The 25813-nt window shown below is 44.4% G+C and carries 19 protein-coding genes; 13 read left to right on the top strand and 6 right to left on the bottom strand.

Going from position 1 to position 25813, the window contains the following annotated elements:
- On the bottom strand, positions 1-1578 hold a 1578-nt coding region (locus tag HF312_16845; protein MCU7521885.1), incomplete at its 3' end, for a hypothetical protein.
- A 17-nt stretch (positions 1579-1595) separates the two neighbouring features.
- Positions 1596-2978 (bottom strand): T9SS type A sorting domain-containing protein, encoded by a 1383-nt coding sequence (locus tag HF312_16850; protein ID MCU7521886.1) that lies wholly within the window; start codon positions 2976-2978, stop codon positions 1596-1598.
- A gap of 385 nt (positions 2979-3363) precedes the next feature.
- On the opposite strand from HF312_16850, the gene HF312_16855 reads away from it, so the two are divergent.
- A complete protein-coding gene (locus tag HF312_16855; GenBank protein MCU7521887.1) occupies positions 3364-3804 on the top strand; it encodes an archease in 441 nt (146 codons plus the stop codon).
- A 14-nt stretch (positions 3805-3818) separates the two neighbouring features.
- Positions 3819-5273, top strand: a complete 1455-nt coding sequence (locus HF312_16860) for an RtcB family protein (GenBank protein ID MCU7521888.1) — start codon at positions 3819-3821, stop codon at positions 5271-5273.
- 49 nt (positions 5274-5322) lie between these two features.
- Here HF312_16860 and cysK read toward each other — a convergent pair whose 3' ends face one another.
- Both cysK and HF312_16870 read right to left on the bottom strand, forming a co-directional pair.
- Complete coding sequence (gene cysK, locus HF312_16865; GenBank protein MCU7521889.1) at positions 5323-6264, bottom strand: cysteine synthase A; 942 nt, start codon at positions 6262-6264, stop codon at positions 5323-5325.
- A 24-nt stretch (positions 6265-6288) separates the two neighbouring features.
- The gene (locus tag HF312_16870) at positions 6289-7131 is read right to left on the bottom strand and encodes a serine acetyltransferase (protein MCU7521890.1); all 843 of its coding nucleotides are present in this window, start codon (positions 7129-7131) and stop codon (positions 6289-6291) included.
- Positions 7132-7483: 352 nt separating this feature from the next.
- Here HF312_16870 and HF312_16875 point away from each other — a divergent pair, with 352 nt between their 5' ends.
- From HF312_16875 to HF312_16890, 4 genes are all read left to right on the top strand, one after another.
- A complete protein-coding gene (locus tag HF312_16875) occupies positions 7484-9442 on the top strand; it encodes a DUF3857 and transglutaminase domain-containing protein (protein ID MCU7521891.1) in 1959 nt (652 codons plus the stop codon).
- A gap of 72 nt (positions 9443-9514) precedes the next feature.
- Positions 9515-11623: a DUF3857 domain-containing protein gene (locus HF312_16880; GenBank protein ID MCU7521892.1), complete on the top strand. Its 2109-nt coding sequence runs from the start codon at positions 9515-9517 to the stop codon at positions 11621-11623.
- 1 nt (position 11624) lies between these two features.
- Complete coding sequence (locus tag HF312_16885; GenBank protein MCU7521893.1) at positions 11625-13544, top strand: DUF3857 domain-containing protein; 1920 nt, start codon at positions 11625-11627, stop codon at positions 13542-13544.
- Positions 13545-13742: 198 nt separating this feature from the next.
- A complete protein-coding gene (locus tag HF312_16890) occupies positions 13743-14426 on the top strand; it encodes a hypothetical protein (protein ID MCU7521894.1) in 684 nt (227 codons plus the stop codon).
- Positions 14427-14535: 109 nt separating this feature from the next.
- Here HF312_16890 and HF312_16895 read toward each other — a convergent pair whose 3' ends face one another.
- Complete coding sequence (locus tag HF312_16895; GenBank protein ID MCU7521895.1) at positions 14536-15711, bottom strand: aminopeptidase; 1176 nt, start codon at positions 15709-15711, stop codon at positions 14536-14538.
- Positions 15712-16077: 366 nt separating this feature from the next.
- Here HF312_16895 and rpmH point away from each other — a divergent pair, with 366 nt between their 5' ends.
- The 5 genes from rpmH (at position 16078) to HF312_16920 (ending at position 21575) form a co-directional block, all read left to right on the top strand.
- Complete coding sequence (gene rpmH / locus HF312_16900) at positions 16078-16224, top strand: 50S ribosomal protein L34 (GenBank protein ID MCU7521896.1); 147 nt, start codon at positions 16078-16080, stop codon at positions 16222-16224.
- 5 nt (positions 16225-16229) lie between these two features.
- Positions 16230-16631, top strand: coding sequence for a ribonuclease P protein component (rnpA, locus tag HF312_16905; GenBank protein MCU7521897.1), 402 nt, complete (start codon positions 16230-16232; stop codon positions 16629-16631).
- Positions 16628-16837, top strand: coding sequence for a membrane protein insertion efficiency factor YidD (yidD, locus tag HF312_16910; protein ID MCU7521898.1), 210 nt, complete (start codon positions 16628-16630; stop codon positions 16835-16837). Before rnpA ends, yidD begins: the two co-directional genes overlap by 4 nt.
- Before the next feature lie 19 nt (positions 16838-16856).
- Positions 16857-18728 carry a membrane protein insertase YidC gene (gene yidC, locus HF312_16915; protein MCU7521899.1) on the top strand — a complete coding sequence of 624 codons (1872 nt, stop codon included), beginning with the start codon at positions 16857-16859 and terminating at the stop codon, positions 18726-18728.
- 114 nt (positions 18729-18842) lie between these two features.
- Positions 18843-21575 (top strand): BamA/TamA family outer membrane protein, encoded by a 2733-nt coding sequence (locus tag HF312_16920; GenBank protein MCU7521900.1) that lies wholly within the window; start codon positions 18843-18845, stop codon positions 21573-21575.
- Between the two features lie 19 nt (positions 21576-21594).
- Here HF312_16920 and HF312_16925 read toward each other — a convergent pair whose 3' ends face one another.
- Positions 21595-22131 (bottom strand): hypothetical protein, encoded by a 537-nt coding sequence (locus tag HF312_16925; protein MCU7521901.1) that lies wholly within the window; start codon positions 22129-22131, stop codon positions 21595-21597.
- Between the two features lie 319 nt (positions 22132-22450).
- Here HF312_16925 and HF312_16930 point away from each other — a divergent pair, with 319 nt between their 5' ends.
- Together HF312_16930 and HF312_16935 are read left to right on the top strand one after the other, a co-directional pair.
- On the top strand, positions 22451-24895 hold the full coding sequence (locus tag HF312_16930; GenBank protein ID MCU7521902.1) for a family 20 glycosylhydrolase: 2445 nt from the start codon (positions 22451-22453) through the stop codon (positions 24893-24895).
- Between the two features lie 68 nt (positions 24896-24963).
- The gene (locus HF312_16935) at positions 24964-25737 is read left to right on the top strand and encodes an SDR family oxidoreductase (protein ID MCU7521903.1); all 774 of its coding nucleotides are present in this window, start codon (positions 24964-24966) and stop codon (positions 25735-25737) included.
- The last annotated feature ends 76 nt before the right edge of the window (positions 25738-25813 follow it).

A 25813-nucleotide genomic window follows, 5' to 3' on the forward strand; every position in this document is an offset into this window, starting at 1 on the left:
TAGTAGATGCATCCCCTTGTATATATCTCTGTCCGCCTGGAAAATTGCATTAATATGATCCTTAACACTTGAAGAATTTGACACATAAGCAAAGGAAGCAAGCAAAAGAGTTGTAGTTACATCCCTGCCTATTGAACTAACATTTTCAATATCCATCATTGTTGAAGCCCAGAGTATTCCTCTTATATGATCATCATCAATATTCAGGGACCAATTAGAAGGATATTTATATTCAGCATGCAATGAGCGTCCTTCCCAGCAATTATCTACACGATTTGCCCACCAGGGAAAAATCACATCAGGTTGAAAAGTAGAAAAAGTTCTTCTAAAACTAAGCGCTAAGTAATCTCCAGTTCCCTCGCTTATAGCTGATTCATCCGACAGCTCATTCGGCATACCTGTCCCAACCATTAAAGCATCATGAATCGCATGGCTATATTCGTGTATTATTACGCTCATATCTTCAGCTAAATCCATACATCCGCCGCCAAAAATCAGCAAAAAACCACTTGGGTTATAAGATGCGTTATCACCCATAAAGCCATGGGCATCAAATCTAATATAACTATTACCATTCCATTGAGGATTAAAGCCTAATCCACCGATGTACTGCCTGTATGTATCAATAAAATAATAAGCATTGGTTTCCTCAAAACCAGGCTGACTGCGATCGTAAAAGAACTCGGAAGTAGTGTTTTGGACAGGTTCATATATTGACATTAATTGTTCGGATCTGGCATAAAGGCCTTGGAGTGTATAAATACCATTAACAGGATCATTTAAATTCGCTAAAGTTACTGTTATATACGCCCCATCAATTTCTGGATAGTCGGTATTATCTCTATTCGAGAGTGATGTATTTCCGGATGCGCTTATCGGATCAGGCCTAAATACACGACCTTTTCCTGAACCGTAATATATCCCTATATCCATTATTTTAAGAATTCTCCCGTTTGTTGCATCTATAAAAATCTGCCAGTCACCCTGGGGTTTCTTTGCTATGAAATTGATTTTCCAAGCCAAATAAGATTGGTCAAGTGAATCCTGATAAATATAAAGTTCACCTTTAGGTTGACCAACAAGGGCCTTCTCATCTGTATTTAATGTCTGAACAACACTTTTTAAAGCCTCCTCCTTGGTAATGACGGCGTTTGTGGTATTTAATCCCTTTACCCGTTTATTCCCATTAACAACCATTGTTACTCTGTTTTCTTTATTTACATTCACAACTGTTTCGGATCCGAATATAGGTATCCCCAAATAGGTCTGTAAAAACCCGACGTGTTTTGCCCCCGGGGTTTCAATTGTATCCAATAAATGGAAGTCATTAATATCGGTGATACCTAGAACTATTTTATTCTCGTTCAAAAACTGTTTAGCAATTGCATCCGGCTTACCGCTATACACCTTTGAGTCAATGTTGAATATTGCCTGAACAGTGTTTGTCCTCTTATTGATTTTCATATTATTACAATATTCAAAATCGTCATTCTTGTTCTGGGCAAATATTAGGAGTGATTGAAAAACAATAATTACGGTCATAAGGGTACAATATTTCAGAAATTGACATTTAACCATTTTTTCTCCTTGTAATGTCATTTTAATAAGATGAGTTTTTTAGATTCCCTTTTGTTTTCTGTAGTTAACCTATAGAAATAAATGCCTGATGGAAGATCACGCTGATTATTGTCCCGTCCATCCCAATGAAACTTGTAGGGTCCTTTTTCATGATAACCCGTTATGGCTTTTTTTACCTCCTTTCCCATACTGTTAAATATAATTAGTTTTACATGGGATGGCTTATTTATGGAGTATTCAATCGTTGTGCTTGAATTGAATGGGTTTGGATAGTTCTGCTGCAAACTAAAATCATCCGGATTCGTCGTTTCTTCTTTACTGACTTCTGAGATACCGCTTAAATCTGCCCTGTAGAGAAAATGATGCTGGTTATCATCGCCATCTCCGAATACATAGGCAACCCTGTCATCTTTAAGAAGAATCATTTTCTCCAGGTCGGCACTGATGTTTTCCAGCTGTTTAGTCCAGGTTTTCCCTCCATCCGTTGTCCTGAGAATCGCCCCCTTGTTTTTCGAGCCGGGGACACCACAGGTAATCCATCCATTCTTATCGTCAAGAAACTTTACTTTCCTGAAGGCACCCATTCCATAATAACTTTGCTGTATCCATTTCTTTCCGCCATTGGTGGTGGAATAAAAGTTTCCAGTCCCAAACACAAAATTAGTCCCTACTGCAAATCCCCTGAGGGAATCCAGGAAATCCACCCCATACATAAGGTATGCTATCGTGTCCTGGTATTGCCAGGATTTTCCCCCGTCAGTAGTATTAAGGATAGATCCGGCATCAGTAACAGAGCTCGAAGCGCTCCTTACCATCCAGCCAAGCCGTTCATTTACAAAATCCACCTGGGTGACTGAAAACAGTTTGCCGTCGTCGGTTCCTTTTGTCCATGTATGCCCCCCATCTGAAGTAAACCACCTGTATTCAGAAAAAATAATCCCATTATCTTTATCGAAAAAGTACATACATGATGGTGCGTTGCCCTTAACCCAGGTCGTATCCCAGCTTGCCCCCCCGTCAGAAGTAGTGTGAACAAAAAATAAACTGTCAGAAGAGAAACTTTCCACACATTTCAAATCGCCCGGGCCGGTGGAATAAAGGGTGCACCAGGAAAATCTCTTCGTGGTTTGGGACTTAATGACATTCCAGTTCTTGCCGCCGTTGGTGGTCCTGTAAAGATATTTATAATAATCACCATAGGGTGATTCCTTCTGAAAGTAGATCCATAACCAGCCGTTATCCTTATCTGAGAAGGTAATGTGGGCCCCGGAGTAAAGGCACTCCTGCTCCGGTAGATTTATTTTCTCCCATGTTTGAGGGTAGAATGGCTGATTAAAGGCAATAACAACTAAAAAATTAACAGGAATTACGAAACTAAATAACAACCTGAAGAGCTTCATTTTAAGTTATTCCTCCATTTACATAAAGAATTTACTTGACCAAAGTATGGGATAAAATTTTCAATGAGTATGGCGCTTTTCGGGATGATTATTACTATCATAGTATCTAAAGAACGTTCTGCCTTTTTTCCGAATTATTTCTTTAAACCACGCTGATAGCCAAATAGTAGATTTGTATCTTAAATTTGCTATAACGGCTTGATTTGCTGCAGGACTTAAATTTATTGGTCCTGATTATTTAGTGGAGATAACTTAGGTATAAATAAGGTTTTTATCAAGAGCAACCCGTACTTCGGTAATTTTCCCGGATTCTGTCTTTTGTGGCTCGGTAACGGTCCGGATTTATGAATTGATAAATTCTTTGATTTAAGGCATCTATATTACTATGGATAATAATACAAAATACCGTTTCCTCGAGCATACAGCCGACATTGCCGTTGAGGTCAGGGGAGAGACTCTGGAGGAGCTGTTTAATAACTCCGCACAGGCATGGCTTGAGGCGGTGCTGGGAGGGGACTTTGTTCCCTACATTAATGACGTAAAAGATGTTACTTTAAGGGAGCTTTCTTCTGAGGAACTCCTGGTAGGCTTCCTGAGCGAACTCAATTACCTCTTGTTTGTTCACAGGTGGATTCCCGCGCGCGTAAGCGGACTTACAATTGAAAAAGACGGCGATGAGCTTCTTTTAATCGCTCGCCTGGAAGGGGAGGAGTTCTCAATCGAACGGCACTCCCTTAAAGAGGAGATTAAGGCTGTTACCTTCCACAACATGAATATTGTAAAGCAAAACAATGAATTTGTAACAAGAATTGTCTTTGACATTTAAACGGGGCGGCACTTATGCTTGTAAACGGCATTGAACTAAATAAAATTACGGATGAGCTCTGGGAAATCCCGCGCCATAAGGAAATGAGGGTCCCCGGCAGAATCTATATTTCAAAAGAGATGATTGAGTCGGGCCTTAAGAACGATGAGGCGATTAACCAGGTGGTAAACGTTGCCCACCTGCCGGGGATTCAGAAGTACAGCCTTGCCATGCCGGATATTCACTGGGGCTATGGGTTCCCGATCGGTGGCGTTGCGGCAACCGACTTGAACGACGGCGTCGTCTCTCCCGGAGGTGTCGGCTACGACATCAACTGCGGAGTAAGGCTTCTTGCCACTTCACTTGAATATAAGCCCCTGGAGAAAATAATCCCCAAACTTATTGAAAATATGTTCCGCAACGTCCCTACCGGCGTAGGCTCGAGCGGGGCGATAAAGAAGGTTTCCCCTCAGGAGATGAAACGCATACTCCGTATGGGCTCGCACTGGGCAATTCAAAACGGATTCGGGAGTGATGAGGATACGGAGTTCACGGAGGAGTCGGGCATGCTTAAAGGTGCCGATCCCGAAAGTGTCTTTGAAAGGGCAATTGAAAGGGGCCTGGACCAGGTGGGCACCCTGGGCTCCGGAAACCACTTCATGGAAGTGGACGTTGTGGAAAATATTTATAACGAAGATACTGCCCGCCAGTTCGGACTCTTTAAGGGACAGCTTGTTGTCTTAATCCACACGGGAAGCCGCGGACTGGGCTACCAGGTCTGCGACGACTACCTGAAGGTTCTCCTTAAGGCTGAAAGCAAATACGGCTTTAAGCTTCCCGACCGCCAGCTTGCCTGCGCACCCGTAAAGTCGGATGAGGGACAAAGATATCTTGGCGCCATGCAGGCCGCCGCCAACTTCGCGTGGAATAACCGCCAGGTAATAATGCACCTGGCAAAGAAAAGCCTCATGGAGACCTTTAATATGTCTGAAAGGGACCTGGGCTTCCATCTTATTTACGACGTCTGCCATAATATCGCAAAGATTGAAGAACACGATATCGACGGGAAAAAGAAAAAAGTCTGCGTCCACCGCAAAGGGGCTACACGCGCCTTTGCCCCGGGAAGCATGAATATTCCCTTAAGATACAAGGATACCGGGCAGCCTGTTATAATTCCGGGCGACATGGGGCGGTATTCATATGTAATGGCTGGGACAGAGAAAGCTATGGAAGAAACTTTCGGAAGCTCCTGCCACGGAGCCGGACGAACGCAGAGCCGCCATCAGGCACTTAAAAGTGCAAAGGGGCGCGACCTCATCTCAGAACTCAACAAAAAGGGAATTTCCATTCAGGCGCACGGGCATAAGACAATTGCTGAAGAAATGCCCGAGGCTTATAAGGACGTGGCAGACGTGGTAAACGTAATGCACAATGCAGGCATTACTCTCAAAGTGGCAAAGCTTAGACCCGTGGGAGTGATTAAAGGCTAATAAAAAGGCCCGGGTAGTTTCTCCGGGTCTTTTTTCAGAATTTATCTTTTCAGGCCTTTTCAGCCCTGGCCTCAGCCTGGTCGAACAAGCCTTCAACAGAAAGGTATCTTTCTCCCGTATCATAGCAGAAAGTTAAGACGCGCTTACCGTCGGGTATTTCGGGCAGCTTTTTAGCTACCGCCGCAAGCGCGGCGCCCGAAGAAATGCCTATAAAGAGCCCTTCTTCCCTTGCCGCCTTCAAAGCGTACTCATAAGCCTCATCTTTTGTCACTTCAATTGTTCCGTCCAAAAGGTCGGTCTTAAGAATGCTCGGAATAAAGCCCGCGCCAAGCCCCTGCAGCGGGTGAGGGCCCGGTTTTCCGCCGCCAATTACAGCCGAGAGCTGCGGCTCAACGGCGAAGACCTTAGTTGAGGGGAATCTTTCCTTTAAGACCTCGGCCACGCCAGTAATGTGGCCGCCGGTGCCGACGCCTGTAATTAAATAGTCAAAGCCGTCGGGGAAATCCTTTACTATTTCCTGTGCCGTAGCATCCCGGTGGATTTTTGTATTTGCCTCATTATCGAACTGCATCGGCATCCAGGCGTTTTTATTTTCTTTTACGAGCTCATTTGCTCTTTCAATTGCCCCCTTCATTCCTTTTTCCCTGGGTGTCAGCTCCAGCTTTGCGCCGTAGGCGGCCATGATCTTCCTGCGTTCCATAGACATCGATTCCGGCATAACCAGAATGATCTCATACTTCTTCACCGCGGCAACCATCGCCAGGCCTATTCCGGTGTTGCCCGAGGTAGGCTCAACAATTACGCTTCCTTTATGGAGTATGCCTCTTCTTTCGGCATCTTCTATCATCGACAGGCCTATTCTATCCTTGATACTTCCGCCGGGATTTGCCTTTTCCAGCTTCATCCATACTTCAACCCTGCTGCTGAAAAGATTATTTATTCTGACTTCCGGCGTGTTGCCGATTGTTTCCAGCACATTATTTGCCCTCATTTTTCAAGCCCTCTTCCTTTCTTGTTAAATTGAGTAATTAATTGGTTCCTCTTCCGACTGCTTTATGCTTCTTACTTTAATTTCACTTTTATGATATACTATAGAATAAGGCGGCACACTCTGTGTAAGCCACACATTTCCTCCAATTACGCTGTGGTGCCCTATTACGGTCTCTCCTCCTAATATCGTTGCCCCGGAATAGATAACCGAGTCGCTTTCAATTGTAGGATGCCTTTTTGATTTTGCCATTTTCTTGCTGACACTCAAAGCGCCCAGCGTCACGCCCTGATAGAGTTTCACATTATCGCCAATCATGCTAGTTTCGCCTATAACAATACCGGTGCCATGGTCAATAAAAAACGAGCGACCAATTTCGGCTCCGGGATGGATGTCAATTCCCGTCATCTGGTGGGCATATTCAGTTAAAATGCGCGGGAAAAACGGCACGTGCATGGCGTAAAACTCATGGGCTATCCTGAAGATTGCAATTGCAAAGAATCCCGGGTAGGTCATAATCACCTCGTCGATGCTTTCTGCTGCCGGGTCGCCCTTAAGGATCGCCTCGGCATCAAGCATGAGTTTTTCATGAATTTCCGAGCTCTTGACGCAGAAATTCTCCGCTATATCATCCACCTCCATCAGTATGGAGGACTGCAGGGGCCTTAAAATATGCAGCAGCTTTTTCTTTATCAGCAGAAGTTCAACCTCAATATCCTTGGGCGAATAGAATATCTTTTTCCCGAAATGGGGAAATAGTATCTGCAGGAATTCTTCTGCAAAATTCTGCACTTCATTTTTCTCGGGCAGTATTACATTAGGTGGCTGCCTGAGCCTGAAGAGTTTTGCTGAAAACGATTCTGCATGCATGCATTTAGTATTGGGATCCATCTCAACCTTCTTTTAAGCTTTAATATAATAACGCAAGGGCACACAACACCCAAAATCCAAAGCGGAACTAATAGTTATAGTCAAAAAAAATACTTTAAAAATCAACAGAACGGCAAAATAATATAATTTATCCACTTTATGGTGTGACCTGAGGCAGAAAATTTATTTATTTTTTATGCGCCGGACTAGTTTGACAAAGGCTCGTAAAATCCTGATTTTTGGTTTCAAAAATAATCATGGTTCCAGAATGAAACTATTTTCCTTCTTTACTGTACTTTCCTTCTTACTTTGTGTTTCTTTAAGCAATTCTTTTGCCCAGATGGAGCCTCCGATGAAGTGGGGTGAAATTCCGATGGCTGATCTTCAGATGAAATCTTTCCCGAAGGATACCAACGCTACGGCACTCATACTTGGTGACTACGGGGAATCTTTTTTTGACGATAATCTTAATATAGTATATAAAAGACACCTGAGGGTGAAGATACTTACTTCCAGAGGATATGAATGGGCTACTCACTCGGTTACATTGTTTACAGAAAAACGCACAGAATCGATAAGCGATATAGAAGGGGTGACTTACCGTCTTGATGAAAACGGGGATATAATAAGGAATAAGTTGAATGAGAGCGATATATTTAAGGAAGCATATAACGATAAGTGGACGCGCTTCCGCTTTACTCTTCCTGCCTTGCAGCCGGGATGTATTATTGAGATGCGCTATACTGTTAAGACTACCAATCCTGTATTGATGAGGGAATGGGTATTTCAGCATAATGAGCCGGTGCGCTGGAGTGAATACCGCGTCCGTTTTCCAAAGAGAATTGCTTACTCAGGTATTCTGCAGGGCTATGAGAATTTTGCAGTAAAAGAACAGGAAGAAGTTACACAGGTATTCTCAGGCGCTGCGGAATCTTTTTTGGGTTCACCTATGCCAAAATGCTATCAGTGGCGCTGGGTTCTTAAGGATGCACCAGCCATCAGGAAGGAACCATTCATTACTACTACAGACGATTATGTGAATAAAGTAAAGCTGCAGCTTTCCGGTTATGCCCGGCCTGAAGGTAATATAGAAAAAGTGCTCGAGGATTGGCCGGCGCTTGTAAAGGAACTGCTGGATCGTAAGGATTATTATGGCAGGATTGAAGAGACGAGCGAAGTCGGAGATCTGGCAGAAAAGATTACCATGGGAATTAACGACCCGGAAGAAAAGTTAAAAGCCATATATAATTGGCTCCGCTCTTCGATTGTTTGGTCCGGTGAGGAGCGCGTTTTTCCTGAGCAGAATCCGGACGACCTTCTGGAATCTAAAAAGGGCAACAATGCCGACATTACTGTCCTGCTCCTGTCCCTACTGAAAAGTGCAGGAATAATGGGGGAACCGGTCATTTTAAGCACACGCGAAAATGGCAGGGTTTTGGACCTTTACCCGGTCATATCGCAATTTAACTATGTGATCGCCAGGATAAATGTGGGCTCAAAATCTTTTCTTCTGGATGCAACTGACCCATACAGGCCAATGAGTCTGCTGCCCGAAAAGGTGCTTGATACAAAGGGATTGGTTCTTAACGATGAAAACATCCAATGGATAGACATTCAATCCGGTACGACCAGTTTAAATACTTCGCTTGTAATGCTTACAGTCTCAGAAGACGGCTCAGTAGCCGGGAATTTTCAAAAGGTGATAACCGACTACAGTCTTTTGAATCTCCGTCAGGAACTAGGCGGGAAAAAAGAGGTTGAAGTTGCCCGCGAAAATTTTGAAACAGAGAGGCTGGGCATCTCTATTGATTCCGTCGCTTTCAGCTTTAAGGAAGAGCCGGTATTATCCGTGACAATTTCTTCAACTTTCTCATCAAATTCCTATGCTCAAAAAAACGGCTCAATAATCTATATAAACCCACAGGTAGCTGACCGCATCTGGCAAAATCCTTTTAAGTCTGAGATAAGAAGATACCCCGTTGATTACGGCTATAAAAGGAAAACTTCAACAACAGTAATTATAAAATTCCCCGAAGGCTATGAGCTTAAGGAAAAATTAAAAGACATTTCGATTTATGGAGGGAATAAGGACTTTTCATTTAAGCGCCTTTCAGAGATTCAGGGGAATACACTTTTTCTAAAGAGCAGCATTGGAATAAGTTCAACACAGATCGGTCCCGAATTTTACGAACAGCTAAGAACCTTCTATGAAAAAATAGTCTCGGCCGAGTCAGAGCAGATAGTTTTATCGCGCATTCCGGCTCAAACTGTAGATGCTGCTGCACCGGTCTCCGGCGGAAAAACACCATAAAGAGGGATCTTCCGTTTGACAAAGGCGGATAAAATCCTGATTTTTGACTTCACAAATATTCAGGAGTCCTGCATGAAACTGTTTTCCTTCTTTACTGTACTTTCCTTCTTTCTTTGTGTTTCTTTCAGTAATTCTTTTGCCCAGATGGAGCCGCCTGTTAAATGGGGTGAGATCCCCATGGCGGACCTTCAGATGAAATCTTTCCCAAAGGACACCAATGCTACAGCACTCATACTCTGTGACTACGGTGAATCTGCTTTCAATGACGAATTTAATATTATTTTCAAAAGACATCTGAGGGTTAAGATTCTTACGGCAAAAGGGTACGACTGGGGTACCCATTCAGTAACCCTATATACTGAGCGCGCAACTGAACGGATACACGATATTGAAGGAATAACATACCGCCTGGATGAAAAAGGCGCCATTGTAAAGAATGAATTAAGCAGCAGCGATATTTTTGAAGAAGAGGTCAGTGACGGCTGGACACGCTACCGCTTCACGCTTCCGGCATTGCAGCCGGGCTGCGTAATTGAACTCAGGTACAATATTATAACAACAAGCATCGCCCGTATGCGCGACTGGATATTTCAGCACAGTGAGCCGGTACGCTGGAGCGAATACCGTATGCGCTACCCCAAGGCAATTGCTTATGCCGGCGTTACGCGTGGATTTGAATCTTTTGCCGTGGATGATAAAGAGGATGTTACACAGGTCTTCTCAGGAACCGCGTTAACTTATTTCAAACAGCCGGTAGTCAACTGCACTCAGTGGCGGATTGCCGTCAAGGATGCCCCGGCTATAAGGGAGGAGCCGTTTATTACTACAACTGAAGATTACCTCAGCAAGCTGGATATACAGCTTGCAGGCTACGCCCTGCCCGATTTCGGCCAAAAAAGGGTACTTAACGACTGGCCCACGGTTGTTACAGAACTCCTGGACGACAAATACTTCTATAAAATTATAGACGACACGAGGCAGGTAAGAAAACTTTCAGAACAATTAACAGCCGGACTTCAGGCGCCTGAAGATAAAATGAAGGCAATTTATGACTGGGTCCGTTCCTCAATCGTCTGGTCGGGTGAGCACCGCGTCTTTGCCGGGCAGGAGGTTGACGATCTTCTGGAATCCAAGAAGGGGAACAGTGCCGATATAACATTTTTACTTATATCCCTTCTGAAGACTGCCGGCATAGATGCAGATCCTGTAATTTTCAGCACACGCGGGAACGGCGCAATTCAGGATATTTATCCCATAATTTCACAGTTTAATTACGTCACTGCCAGGGCAACCATAGGCACAAAGAATTATCTTCTGGATGCAACTGATCCTAACAGGCCTATGGACCTTCTGCCGGTAAAGATACTCGGGACAAGGGGGCTCCTCATAAGGGAGAAGAACTGGGGATGGGTTGGCGTTTCATCCGACAGGGTTGATGAGGGGAGTTCATCTGTCTCAATTTTACTTTCAGAAGACGGTTCAGTTTCAGGAAAGCTTGAAAAGTCTCTTTCGGCATATTCCAGCCTCAAACTGCGCCAGGAGCTGAGTGAAAAAAAGGAAACTGAAATTGCAAAAAGCCAGTTCGACAGTGAAAGGTCGGGAATTACGCTGGACTCGGTTTTAATAGGCAATAAAGACAGCCTCGGCATGCCGCTGAACATAAAGGCATCCTTTACTTCCGGTTCCTATGCCCAGAGAAACGGGGATATGATCTATCTGAATCCGCAGGTTATAGACCGCCTTTGGGAAAACCCCTTTAAGGCTCCGGTCAGGAAGTTTCCCGTGGATTACGCATACAAGAGAAAATATACAACAACAGTAACCATAAATATTCCTGAAGGCTTTGAAGTAAAAGAACAGCTGAAAGACATGACAGCATACGGCGGGGCAAGGGCTCTTTCCTTTACGCGTCAGACAAAACTTGAAGGGAAGAAAATGACTGTCACATGCACAACTGAAATTAAGGAAGCACAGATTAAGCCGCTGTATTATGAACAGCTAAGAGATTTATATGCCACCATGGCCTCTGCCGGATCTGAACAGATAGTTTTATCGCGCATACAGGAAAAAGTTCAGCCCGTTACAGCTCCCCTGGGCAATGGCGGCGGCACCACAGAAAAAACAGAACTGCCAGGAAAAACAGAGAAAACAAAATCAAAAGTAAAGAAGGGGAAAGCCTGAGATGAGAATACCGGCCCGTTTTTTTGCCTGTTTTGCGCTGCTTGCGATATCAGGTTTCTTAACCCTTACGCGTGCAGATGATAATGAATATAATGTGAGAAAAATACCTTCTTCCCTCAAAAAAGACGCTGGTGCCGTTATAAGAGAAGACTACATGAGGTTTGAAGTCAAAAATGAGAGACGGGCCTTGCTGAAGGTAAAGCGCGCAGTAACCATATTCAACAAGGACAAACAGGATTACGGGCAGCTCGTCTTGGGGTACGATAAATTCGTCCGGATTGAAAACCTGGAGGGAAGAATCCTGGATGCCAATGGCGAAGAGGTGCGTGAGCTTGAAGACCGTGACATAAAAGATGTAAGCGACTTCAACAATTTTTCACTTTTTGAGGATAACCGCAAAAAAACAGCTGAACTCTACTACGACCGCTTTCCATACACGGTTGAATTTACGTATGAAGTTTCCTACAAGGGCTATCTCGGCTTTCCGGCCTGGTTTTCGCAGGAATCGCTGGAGCCGGTGGAAAAAAGCCGCTTTGAGGTGCTTTTGCCGGATGGACAGAATCTTAGGTACTGGACCAATGCCGATACTCTAAAGCCGGTTGTAACTGATGAGGGCGGGCAAAAACTCTATTCCTGGGAGGCCCGGAACCTCCCTTTGCTCTCAAAGGACGTCATCGGCGACGACATTGAGGATATTGCCGGAATCGTACGCATTGCCCCCGCAAACTTTGAACTTGACGGGTACGCGGGAAACATGGAAACCTGGAAAGATTTCGGACTTTGGATCAATAATCTTTATAAGGAGAGAAATTCTCTTCCTGAAGATGCAGTCAGTGATGTAAAGACAATTGCCTCATCATGCAGCAGCAAGCTGGAACTCGTAAGAAAATTATACCGCTACATGCAGAAGCGCACGAGGTATGTAAGCGTGCAGCTTGGCATCGGGGGCCATCAGCCCTTTGAGGCAAAGTATGTGCACGAAAAGGGCTACGGCGACTGCAAGGCGCTCAGCAACTATATGGCAGCGCTCTTAAAGGAAGCCGGAATAAAAGCTTATCCCGTTCTGATAAGAAGCGGACATTTCCGTTATCCCATTATAAGCGAATTCCCATCCAACCAGTTCAACCATGTAATTGTCTGCGTTCCGCTTGAAAAGGACACCATCTGGCTTGAATGCACCAGCCAGACGACTCCTCCGGGTTTTCTTGGCAGTGACTGCGAAAACCGCAAGGCCTTAATGATAACTGAAAGCGGAGGCGTTTTAATTCAGACACCGGCAGGTACTTCAAAGGGAAATATGCAGCAGAGAAATCTCAACGTAAATCTTTCTTCCTTTGGGAGCCTTAGAGTCAGCGCAGCAATAAAGTGGACAGGCAATCAGCAGGAAGTCCCCCGCTTCATAATAAAAGAAAGCACACCTGAAGAAAGGGAAAAGTGGGTCCTAAATTCACTTGAGACACCAATGGCCAGGCTTGAGCAGATAAAGGCAGACGGAGTTGAAGAAAACAGCCCGGAAGTCAGAATGGACCTGAAGCTTTTGCTCTCCGGCTATGCTTCAGCACAGGGAAGCAGAATATTTTTTCAGCCGAACATAATGGAAAGGCGCACTACTGTCCCGAAAGAGGTGGCCCAAAGACTCTCGCCTGTCAGGTTTCACTATCCTTATCTGGACGTTGATACTGTTTATTTTACAATACCCGCAGGCTTTCAGGTGGAAGCACTTCCCGGGGAAACTAACCTTAAGACAAATTTTGGGAATTTTTCCTCCCAGACACGCAAGATGGACCCTTCGACGCTTATTTACACGCGGCGTCTTGAAATAAACAGCTATGCCATTGATGCAAAATACTATGGCGAGTACAGAAAATTCATCTCCGAGATTGTAAAGTCAGACAGGGCGCAGGTAGTGCTGGTAAAATAAAATTTCTGCCGGAGAGAATTCCATCTCTCCGGCACACACAGAAACCCCGGTAAACTCTTCCTTTAACTTTTCATCACTCCCTCCAGTAAAAATGGAGTTGAATTATAAAGCAATATTATTCAACTTAATTTATGTACTGCTTCTCAGGGAGAATAAAATTCCTCGGGCAGAACTTACTTACTCAGGAAGGAGACTAAAATGAAAAGCTTACTATTCGTTTTCATTGTACTTTCAATGACCTGTTTTGCACAGCTGGATACTCTGGACAGGGTGGATCTGAAGAATAACCAGTCCTATACGGGAAAGGTAATAAAGGTTACCTCGAATACCGTCCAGTTCAGGGAATCTGTTTCAAACCTTCTGCACGAGTTCAATAAAAGCGAAATTAAAGACATGAAGCTTTCAAACGGGGTGACTGTAACGTTTGACAATACTGCCCCCCTGGGGCAGCAGCAGAATGTAACCGGCAGTTCAAGAACAGAGACACAGACGCAGCTGCCGCAGAATACACAAACTCAAACACAGCCGCCGCAAAATACGCAGACGCAGAATCCACCGGCACAGAATACACAAACACAGAATACCCAAACCCAGAATCCGCCATCGCAAAACCAGGCAGTAGGCAGCCAAAGGACACAAACGGGAACTACAACCGGGCAGACGGAGAACAAATCACAGACGGAGAATAAGGGGCAGACAGAGAATAAGGGGCAGACAGAGAATAAGGGGCAGACAGAGAATAAGGGACGGCAGTCGCAGACTACACAGAACGCCCCGGCGCCGGCTGACGACAGCGGTTCAAAAATGGATACTTCCATGATAATTGTGCTGGCTGCAGGAGGCCTTGTGGCACTGCTGTTAATTGGAGCGCTGATTTTCTAAGGCAGACTTAATAAAAGAAAGGCAGATAAAAGAATGTCAGAAGCTAAGAATCACCGGCTTTTCCAGCATTCTTAACTTCTGACCATAAAAGAAGTTTTAAGCTCCCGGGTTACAGCCCCAGCTTTTTGGCAATTTCTTTGGGTATTGCGTCTTTATGTATCATAATGGCAACCGTTTTAAGGCGTACGTACGGGGCTGACATATAGATATAGCCTCCGTTGGTCTGTTCAGTGCCCCAGGAATTTTTTGTTATGTAATACTTTGTATCCTTCTGGTCGTGCGCCAGTCCTACCAGGTGCATCAGGTGGTCGTCGGTTGTAGTAAAGTTGTTGAACGATTCCTGCCTGTCTTCCTGTGTAACTGTCTTTTCAACTTCAGGCGAAGTTATTACTTCATCTTTCTCAGCTGCCGACTTGTCGTTCCAGTCCTTAAAGGGAAGTACGGCATAGCCTTTTTTCTGTGAAAACTCGTGCTCGCTTACATCCCCGTCCCAGGCCACAGAATATCCGTTTTCAAGTGCATTATCCATTACCGCCTCGAGTTCCTCCATGGGGAGGTTATAGTATTCAGCCCGGCTCCAGTTGTCAGGAATTTCAAGTGTAAATTTGCTATAGTAGGGGTGGTGTGTATATGAAGTCAGTTCCACATAGTCATCCAGATTCAGTTTCAGGTCACCGGCAAATGACTTTGGAGTATAGCTTTTGCCCTTATAGGTAAATTCAGAGGGGAGCTTTCCCATATAAACATCCAGAACAGACTCGTAAACTTCTTTCCAGCGGCGGCTTAATTTACCGCTTTTATTCTCGGCCATAGTTTTCAGCATGCTTTCTGTAACGGCCTTCATTTCCTGCTGGTTAAGCTTTTCCTCGCCGTTATTTCTTCCGGTATAGACTTCTTCGGGCACAATGCCATAGGTGCGAATCTGGTTTAAGACGTCGTGTGCCTGTCCTCCCTCGCCGTAGTTGGCCATTCCCTGGTATCTTAAGTAATTTTCAGCCTTTAAGGGGTAAGTATTCCGTATAATAAACATTTCAGAAAGGTCGTATTCCCCTTTATTCTGCCTTAAAAGTTCGGTTTCCAGGAACGACACCGTAGCAAAGCACCAGCAGGTGCCGGTTTTTGCCTGGTTTTTTACGGGTGTAGTTTTAATTTCAAAGTCTTTTGTAAATGAGTAAACCGCTTTCGGCTCATCTTTTCCTTTAGTATCCCCCTGTGCAAATGTTTCAGGGGAAAAAATCAGGGACAGGATGAAAAGGGCGGCAGGAATTTTAAGAAGCAATTTCACGGGACTCCTCCTTTTTTAGTGTTATTAATGCCGGGTGCAAATTACGAATTCCCGCGGCATTTACACAAATTTAATTTCTGTCTCACATTTTACTCCCGGGAATCTTTCTTTACGGGCATTTTTATGTCCGGAAATTCCCTGCGTGTCAAAATTATGGGCTGTTTCCTTTATCCCGGCGGGCTTATTTTTGGGCCTGTAAATTCATTTGAAAATTGCAGTTAAGAGGCTTAAATTATAAAGATTGTGAATTAAATTTGTCTAAGGTGTTAAATTAGGCTGTTTTTCAGGCTCCGGGGCTCCTTTAAATCTTGTATTTTTTTGCGCGATTCCTTAACTTAGAATTCTTTATTTTCAAGGAGTATAATTATGAAAAGAACATTTCAGCCAAGCAAAAGAAAAAGAGTTAATAAACACGGATTCCGTGAACGCATGAGTACGAAAAACGGCCGCAAGGTTTTATCACGCAGGCGTGCAAAGGGAAGAAAAAGATTAACCGTTAGCGACGAGAGATAAAAGTCTTGGCAAAGTTTGGTCTTTCTAAAGATGAAAGGATCAAAAAAGAAAAAGACTTTAGACAGGTATATTCGGTTGGTAAGGTTATTTATTCAGACGATCAGAAGCTGAAGGTTAGTTATTTTCCCGAAAAGAATTCTGAGCAGCCTGGTATTAAGATAGCTGCCGCTGTTTCAAAGAAAGCGGGCAATGCGGTTTGGAGAAACAGGGTTAAGCGTTTGTTAAGAGAATCCTACCGCTTTAACAAAGAAATTTTGACGGCAAATTGCATTGAAAAATCAATTTGCCTTAAAATTATTTTTTCTCCAAACAACTTGAATCAGAAAAGACAGAAGAAACTTAAGCTGGGTGATATTATGCCTGCTGTTATTGATTTGTTGAACAAAATAAACAGCCGACTGCAATGAGGCACTTATTTGTATTTTTAATCAGAATTTACCAAAAGCTGATATCACCGCTTTTTCCACCTTCATGCAGATTTTATCCCTCCTGTAGTGAGTATAGCCGCCAAGCTTTTTTGAAGTATGGAGTTCTTAAAGGAGGCATAAAATCTGTATGGCGGATCTTAAGATGTAACCCCTTCAACAAAGGGGGGTATGACCCATTAGATTAATTTCTGGAATATAAAACAGATGGATAAACAAACAACAATTGCCTTCGTACTAATCGGAGCAATACTTATAGTATGGCTTTACCTGAGTTCCCCCACACCTCAAAACCCGCCTGTCAAAAAGCCGGGCGATACAACTCTGGTTAATAAGACCACGCCGCAGAATGAAAACCAAAATCAGCAGAAGCCCCTTCAGGAGAATAAACCTTCCCAGGCGCAGAGTGACACTTCGGCTCTTGGAAAAGCACTCCAGGGCGCCAAGGCCCCGGAACAGATCGTTACAATTGAAAACGACCTTGTAAAACTGGAACTTACCAGTAACGGCGGCAGGATAAGAAGATACTTCCTTAAAAAATACAACACCTGGTATGCTGATCTTCCGCAGTATTCAAACGATTTTTATGAAAGACAGGTTCAGCTTGTTAATGACGACGGCGATTTTAATATAGTCTTCGTCTCAAAAGACGGCAAGCTCGTCAATACTTCTGATGCCGCTTTTCAGTCAAGCGCCGAGAGGAGCTACTACCGTATATCAAACAACGACTCCATACTGGTAAGCTACACTCTTCCTGTCGGGAAAGGCCACATAAAGAAAACTTATGTTTTCCGCGCCAATGATTATGCCGCCCGCTGCGACATAGAGATGAAGAACATGGAGAACTTCATCAGCAATTACAGGTATGACGTTGTCTGGGATAACGGCATTAACTTTGTCGAAAAGAATTCAGCCGATGAGGCCCGTTATTCAAATGCAAGCGCCTATGCCGGAGATGAGCAGGTAATTGTAAACGCCAAAATGGGCGAGAACGTACAGAAAGAATTTAACGGCAGGGTAGACTGGATTGACGTAAGAAACAAGTATTTCACCGTCACCATAGCTCCTGTTAAGCCGAGCCCTGATGGCGGAGCGCTGATAAAAGGAACTGAAAAGGCCGTCGGGAACAATTCCGGCGTAAGGCAGTACTTCAGCACAAGCCTTAAGGTGCCTTTTAATAATTCCAGTTACCAGAAGAACTCATTCCTCCTCTATATCGGGCCCGTTGACTATTCGCTCCTTAAGTCTTACGGAAAGAATTTTGAAAGGATAGTTGATTTTGGAAGCCTCTTCGGCCTCAAGTTTATTATCAGGCCGATTTCGGAATACCTGCTTCTGCCTTTGTTTGAGCTGCTGCACAGGTTCATACCGAACTACGGCTGGGTTATAATAGTGTTCTCTCTGATCATTAAAGTTCTTCTGCACCCGTTGACAAGAAGCAGCATGAAATCTATGAAAAAGATGCAGCTTCTGCAGCCCAAGATTGCAGAGATCAAAGAGAAATTCAAGGATGACCCGCAGAAGGTAAACAAGGAAACCATGAGGCTTTATTCGACCTACGGCATCAATCCTGCCGGAGGATGCCTGCCGATGCTTCTGCAGATGCCTATACTTGTAGCGCTCTGGGGATTGTTCAACGTGGCAATTGAGCTCAGGCAGCAGCCGTTTGCCCTCTGGATACACAACCTTTCGGTGCCTGATGTTATTATGGATCTTGGCTTCAAGATTCCGCTTTTCGGCTTCAGCCAGATAAGCGGCCTGGCTCTTCTGCTTGGAATTACAATGTTCATACAGCAGAAAATGAGCGTCAAGGATCCGACACAAAAGGCTCTTGTCTACATGATGCCAATTCTCTTTACGGTGATGTTCATGGGGTTCCCTGCAGGACTGAACCTTTACTATTTCATGTTCAACCTGTTCTCAATTGCACAGCAGTGGTATGTCAACCACAGCCACAGCAATGTTGAACTGGTTCCTGTAAAGACAAACAAAAAGCAGGGCGGAATGATGGCGCGCCTCATGGAAGCAGCCGAGAAAAGCGCTCAGCAGCAGCAGACAGCCAAAAAGAAGAAAAGATAGTTTTAATATTGCCGGTTTTCAGCTATATTTAGTTTCAGCCAAATTGAGCTTTAATTATACTTATAACTGAAAACCGGTTTTTTGTTATATACAGGCCAAAATGAACAAGCTTACATGAATAAGCTACTAAAAAACAGATTCCGCCGCGGCATTCTCACAATTCTACTGCCATTTATGATTGCTGGCACATCGCAGGCACAGCAAAAAGACGTTATTGCCCTTGAGTACAAAGAATCCCGTCTTCCGTTCGGCCTTAATGAAAAAGTTGTTGCCCAGCAGCCTTCGGTTGCCCTCGTCTTAAGCGGAGGCGGAGCGCGCGGCCTTGCACAGATAGGCGTTCTGCGCGCACTTTCCGAGCACGAAATACCGGTCAGCCTTATTGTCGGAACAAGCATGGGAAGCATCATAGGCGGACTGTATTCGGCAGGCTACAGCATTCAGGATCTCGACTCCATAGTCCGTGTAATTCCCTGGAGCGACCTTATGACCTCCACCGAAGAGACAAACAGAAAAGATTTATTTGTCGACCAGAAAGTTACAGAGGACAAGGCCCTGGTAGCCTTCCGCTTAGAAGGGCTTCACCTGGTGCTCCCGACCTCAATTACAACAGGGCAGCGTCTTTCAAATTTGCTGAACCTGCTGGCTTTGAATGCACCGATACACGTAAATTCAGATTTTGACGAGCTTAAGTATAGCTTCAGAGCCGTCTGCACCGATCTTGTTACAGGAAATCTTGTAATGCTTAACCATGGCTCCTTAAGCCAGGCCATGCGCGCAAGTTCCAGCGTTTCTCTTCTGGTTTCACCCGTAAAAATTGATTCTCTTCTTCTGGTCGATGGCGGACTTGTAGCCAACATACCGGTCCAGCTTGCAAAGGACTCGGGAAGCGACCTTACAATTGCATTTAACACCACAAGCCCACTTAATACGGCAAAGGAGCTGGATTACCCGTGGAATGTTGCAGACCAGCTGGTAAGCATCCCGATGCGCCTGCTTACAGAGCAGCAGCTTAAGGCGGCAGACATTGTAGTAAGCCCTAAAATCGGGAACAAAAAGAACACAGATTTTACAGGAATTGATTCTATTATATATAAGGGGTATGCTTCCACGCTGCCTTTAATCGGCACAATAGAAGAAAAGATAAAAGAGCTCTACAGAACAAAGCTTAAGGAAAAGGAATTTTACGTAAAAAATGTCGTTTATGACGAAAATGCGCCCCAGATACAGAGGGCCTTCCTTTACAAGTATTCCAGAAAGGACTCCGTCGGCAGCCATGAGATTTTAAGTGACCTGGCTTCAATCTACAGCTCGGGCGACTACGACAGCCTTTCGGTTGGCATCAGGCGCGATGAGGCCGGTTCGCACCTGAACTTCATCTTTAAGAAGAACCCGACCATTAATAAAGTAAGTGTCGGGGGGCTTACGCTCTTCAGCCGTTCTATTGTTGACAGCCTCTTTGATGAGGTTACAGGCAGGCCATATAATGCAAACAGGGTACTGGAAAAGCTTCTGAGCGTAATGAAGCTTTACAGAAGCTCCGGCTATTCGCTTGCCGAAGTAGAGCACGTTGCATTCGACCCTGAGACAGGGGAGCTCAAAGTAAGAATATCTGAAGGGAAAATTGCCAGGATAGTAATTGAGGGAAACAGGAAGACAAGAGATGATATTATAAGAAGGGAATTTCCTCTTTCAGAAGGGGATTACTTCCTCTCCGGCAAAATTGAGCAGGGGCTTGCAAACCTGAGGGGGACGAACCTTTTTAGCGACGTTACCATAACAGCCGCAAAAAATACTGAAGAAAACGTACTTTACCTGAAAGTTGATGAAAAGCCCTCAAGCCTCATGCGTTTCGGGCTCAGGATAGACAATGAGAACCAGACACAGCTGAGCCTGGACCTGCGCGATGAAAACATAGCAGGCTCGGGTACAGAGCTGGGCCTTATACTCTCGGGCGGCATAAGGAACAGGTCCTATATTCTGGAACACAAGGCAAACAGGATTTTCAACAGTTATCTTACATATAAGGTACGCGCATTCTATGAGTTTAACGACGTTTATACCTACAAGATGGATGAGGTCCGTTCGGAAAGATATTTCTCGCGCTCAGTTGACGGGGAATACCGGCAGATCAGCCAGGGATTTTCCCTGGGGCTTGGAATGCAGGTAAAAAAGTATGGCAATCTTATAATACAGGGGAAATACGAAGGTATTGAAGTAAAAAACAAAAGGGATTATAAGGGCGGCACCTATAAAACCCAGGTTTCCTCGGTTGAGGCATCTTCAACTATTGATTCGCAGGACAAATATCCTTTCCCGAATTACGGTTTTCTTATAAAAGCATCCTATGAAACGGCTCAGAAATTATTCTTTAGCGACCTGGGATATTCCAAGTTTTATATCGATTATACGAGTTATTTCACCACATATAACAAGGTGCACACTATAACTCCTCACTTTGCTTTTGGCTTTGCAGACGAGACACTCCCTTTAAGCCAGCAGTTTTCGCTTGGCGGGCAGAACTCATTTTTCGGCCTGAGAGATAACGAGTTCCGCGGAAGGCAGCTCTTCCTTGCGTCCATCCAGTACAGGGCAAAGCTTCCCGTCAAACTTTTCTTTGATGCTTACCTCAAGGTCAGGTATGATATGGGCAGCGTCTGGCAGTCCAGGGCACAGATGAGATTTGTGGATTTCATGCACGGAATGGGCACTTCTGTGTCTTTCGATACCCCTCTTGGTCCGGCGGACTTCTCCGTTGGAAGAAGTTTTCTTTTTGAAAGGAACCTGCCCAATAATCCGCTCAGGTTAGGGCCGGTATACTTTTATTTTACGATAGGGTATTACTACTAGAGTTAAGTTCCCTTTTGAGCTACATTCCGCCGCGCGCATATTTAGCTGCCATTGCAAGATACTTCTGTTTCATTACCTTATCCTGCAGGATGTCGTAAAGGTCCGCAATTGCCCTGCAGACCCTGCTTTTATGGCGGACTTCTTCGATGCCGTTTTTTAAGAGTTCAAGCAGGACTTTTTTAGGAGGGACATCGAGTTCAGGGTTATACATCTTAGCCATAGAAATATATGGCTGGTAGTCGGTGCGGTTTGATTCTATTGCTTTTCTGTAATATTCAAAGGCTGTTTCGAGGTGTTCGCCGGCATGCATGCTTTCGAGTATATTAGCCGCCCACATATATATGTCGTAACGGATATCATTATACTCGCGGCAGAGTTTTTCAGTATACATTTTTATTTCGTCGGGGCTCAGTATTATATTGCTGAGCAGGATCTTAAAGAGCTCTGCATCCTTCAGTTTATGTTTAATTGCCTTTTGAAACGAATCAAACAGTTCGCCAGATGAAGTGGCCTCCCTGAAAATCCTTTCCAGATCCAGCTTTAACTTTGACTCCATAAATTACCCGGATACTAAATACGCAAATAATTAGTTCGAGACCCCAGGGGCAAAACTCAGTTCTTTTTAAGCCAGCGGGTCTTTTCTTAAGCTTTTAATATAAAAATTCCGGCAGATTAAGGAAAACAAAAATTTAGACCTCTTTATTCTTAAAATATAAGACAAAATTTCTCCTGATGTATAATAATAAATTTAACATAAAGGGACGACTTGTTTTTTTTTATTATGTAAAATTGTAAGTTTTCCTGGGTTAAATTTCAATTTGAAATTCCGGAAGCATCATCAAAAAAAACTAAATCCCCCAATTAAAGGAATATTAATGAAACGGTTTTTATTTTTACTTATTGCATGCATGACCTATGCGTTTAACCTTCAGGCTCAGAGTGAAGACATACAGGTTGTGCCATATCCAAGAATAGTAAACAGGCAGGCAGGAGCATTCAGGCTTTCCCCCGCGATCAAAATAGTGCTCTCAGGCCCCAACAGCTCAAAGAACAGGTTTGCAGCAGAATTATTAAAGCAGACCCTCTCCACAATTAAAGTAGAAGCCACAGTCTCAGAAGGGCAGCCCGAAAAGGGGAGCATCGTGCTCCTGGAGTATGCTCCCGGGAGCAGGCTCGTTTCAAAAAGCCCTGTTGAACTTAACGAGGAAGGCTACTCGCTTTCTGTTTCTAAAGACGGCATTTCCATACAAAGCACCTCGGGAAAAGGAATTCTTTACGGCGTAATGACCTTGAACCAGATCCTGGACAGATCCAGGGACAATACGCTCTCAGCTCTTGAAATCCTGGACTGGCCCGATATGAAGATGCGCGGCATCTCAGACGACATAAGCCGCGGACAGGTTCCGAATCTGGATGAATTCAAGAGGATCATAAGATTTTTGGCCCGCTATAAAATGAACATTTATATGCCGTACATTGAAGACGTGCTCCGCTTCGACCAGTACCCGGCAATAGGGCAGAACAGGGGAGCACTGACAAAAGACGAGGTAAAAGAGCTGGTGGCATACGCCAAAAACTATTATATAGATATAATTCCGGCATTTCAGACGCTCGGGCACTATGAAAACCTCCTTTCACAGGAAGAATTCGTGAAATACGCCGAGTTTCCGGGAGCAGCCTCGCTTAACGTTTCAAGCGACTCGACCTACACATTCTTAAATAATCTCCTTAAAGAGGCTACGGCTTTATTCCCGTCTGAATACTTCAACATGGGAGCAGATGAGACATACGACGTGGGACTTGGGAAAAGCCGTCACCTGGTTGAAGAATCTTCCATGGCACAGGTTCACCTTAAGCATTACCTGAAAGTTTACGATATGTTAAAAGGCTACGGCAAAAAGGTAATGATGTATGGAGACATTATTTTAAGCCACCCCGAAATTCTTGAAGGGCTGCCAAAAGATATTACGGTTGTAGACTGGCACTACAGGCCCGACGCGGCATATCCTTCGACGGAAGTTTTTGCAAAGGCCGGGCACCCGTACCTTGTTTCCCCCACGGTATGGAATTACTCCTCAAATTTCCCTGTAAATGAAAACGCCATACCGAATATCAGGTACATCACAGAGTCCGGCCTTAAGAATGGGGCTATCGGTATGATCAACTCCAACTGGGGCGACTACGGGGGTGAGACCTACAAGGAATTAAACGATTACGGCTACGCCTGGTCGGCACAGTGCGCATGGAACCTTAAGGCAAGCAATGAGGCTAAGTTCTCACACGACTTCCTTACAGATTTTTACGGCACGGATGACGCCCGCCTGGCAAGTCTTTACGAAACTATAAACTCGCCCCTTAACCAGGTTGTATGGCACGAAGTCTTCCGCCACCCGCTTCTTCCATTCCGCGACCCCTCATGGTGGGAGCCTAAGGTGTCACCCGTTGTAAAGATCAGCTGGATGAAATCCACTCTTCCCACGGCAAAAAGCATTATTAACGACGTTAAAGCTTCAGCTAAAAGCAATAAGGACCAGCTCGATCTTATCAGTTTCCTTATCAGGCTTGACGAATGGTACCAGACAAAGCTTAACACACAGTTCATACTGCAGGACAAGCTCCAGGGAAAGGACGTCGATATAAAGAGCCTGAACAGTATGATTGACGGGAATATAGCGGAACTTAACAAGCTGAAAGGTGAATTTGCAGATAACTGGCTTAAGTATTACAAAAAAGACAACCTCAACATGATTGAGGACAAGTTCACACGTCTTATCAGCTACTTTACCGAGACAAAGCAGCAGCTTGCAAATGGTACACTTAAGGCGCCGCAGATCCCAAGCGAGTGGATCTACTGCAAGGTAAACGACACAACATTTGCAAAGAATGCCTCGTTTACTAAGACTTTTACACTTAATGAAAAACCCTCATCGGCTCTTCTGCAGCTGCTGGGTGACACGTACGCCAGGCTTTTTATTAACGGGCAGTATGTTGACGAGGTTTACGCTAAACGCTCACTTTCACTTCTGGTTGACTACAGGAGGATTAAATTCCTGGACGTCACAAAATACCTGAAGGAAGGGGAGAACACCATTAAAGTTGAAGTTCAGAACTTTCTTCCCAAAGGCTTTGCAGGATTTAACTTAATGGCCGAAGTTAAAGCAGGCGGGAGCACAATTGAGATTTTAAGCGATCAGTCCTGGAAGGCAGAGTCACCTGAAAAAGGCGCTCAGGGCATGGGGACGGCTGTAAAAAGGGACTACCCGTTCATTGTTACAGCCCCCGATTTTGAGACAAAAAGACCAAGCTGGATTGAAAGATAAATCCGGGTTTCAGTCCTGAGAAAATAAAAGTAAAAGCATTTTTCTATAACTAATAATACAGGAGCAAAATGGAAGCGTTAAAAAACAAAGTAGTATTTATCACCGGTGCTACTTCGGGCATCGGGAAAGCATGTGCCGAGGAATTTGCAAAAGCCGGCAGCAACCTCATACTTTGCGCCAGAAGGATCGACATTCTAAACATCATCTCTGAAAACATCAGAAAAGAGTTCGGCGTTAAGGTTTACGATTTCAAGCTGGACGTAAGGAACAGGAAAGCTGTTGAGTCAGCAATAGATTCACTTCCCGAAGAATGGAAGAATATCGACATCCTGGTCAATAACGCAGGGCTGGCAGTTGGCATGAACAAGTTCTACGAGGACAATCCGGATAACTGGGATGTAATGATTGATACAAACGTAAAAGGGCTTCTTTACGTCTCAAGAGCCGTTGTGCCTCTTATGGTAAAAAGGGACAGCGGGCACATAATTAACCTGGGTTCAATTGCAGGGCAGCAGGCATATCCAAAGGGAAGCGTATACTGTGCTACAAAGCATGCCGTTGATGCAATTACAAAATCACTCAGAATGGATCTTGTTGAAACAAAGATCAAGGTTAGCTCAATTGATCCGGGAATGGTTGAGACAAATTTCAGTGTGATCAGGTTTGAAGGAGACGCTGAAAAGGCAAAGAATGTCTACAGGGGACTTGATCCGCTGGTAGGCAAGGACATTGCAGAAACAATTGTCTTTATGGCCTCGCGTCCGGCGCACGTAGTAATTGCCGACGTGGTAATTTACCCCGTCCATCAGGCATCGGCTACGGTTTCATACAAGAAGGTATAGAACAGCAGATTAAGCAACAAAAAAACCCGGCTCCTTAATAAAAGGAAGCCGGGTTTTCTTTTTTAATCTTCTATAT

Source organism: Ignavibacteria bacterium, assembly GCA_025612375.1.
Taxonomy (GTDB): domain Bacteria; phylum Bacteroidota; class Ignavibacteria; order Ignavibacteriales; family SURF-24; genus JAAXKN01.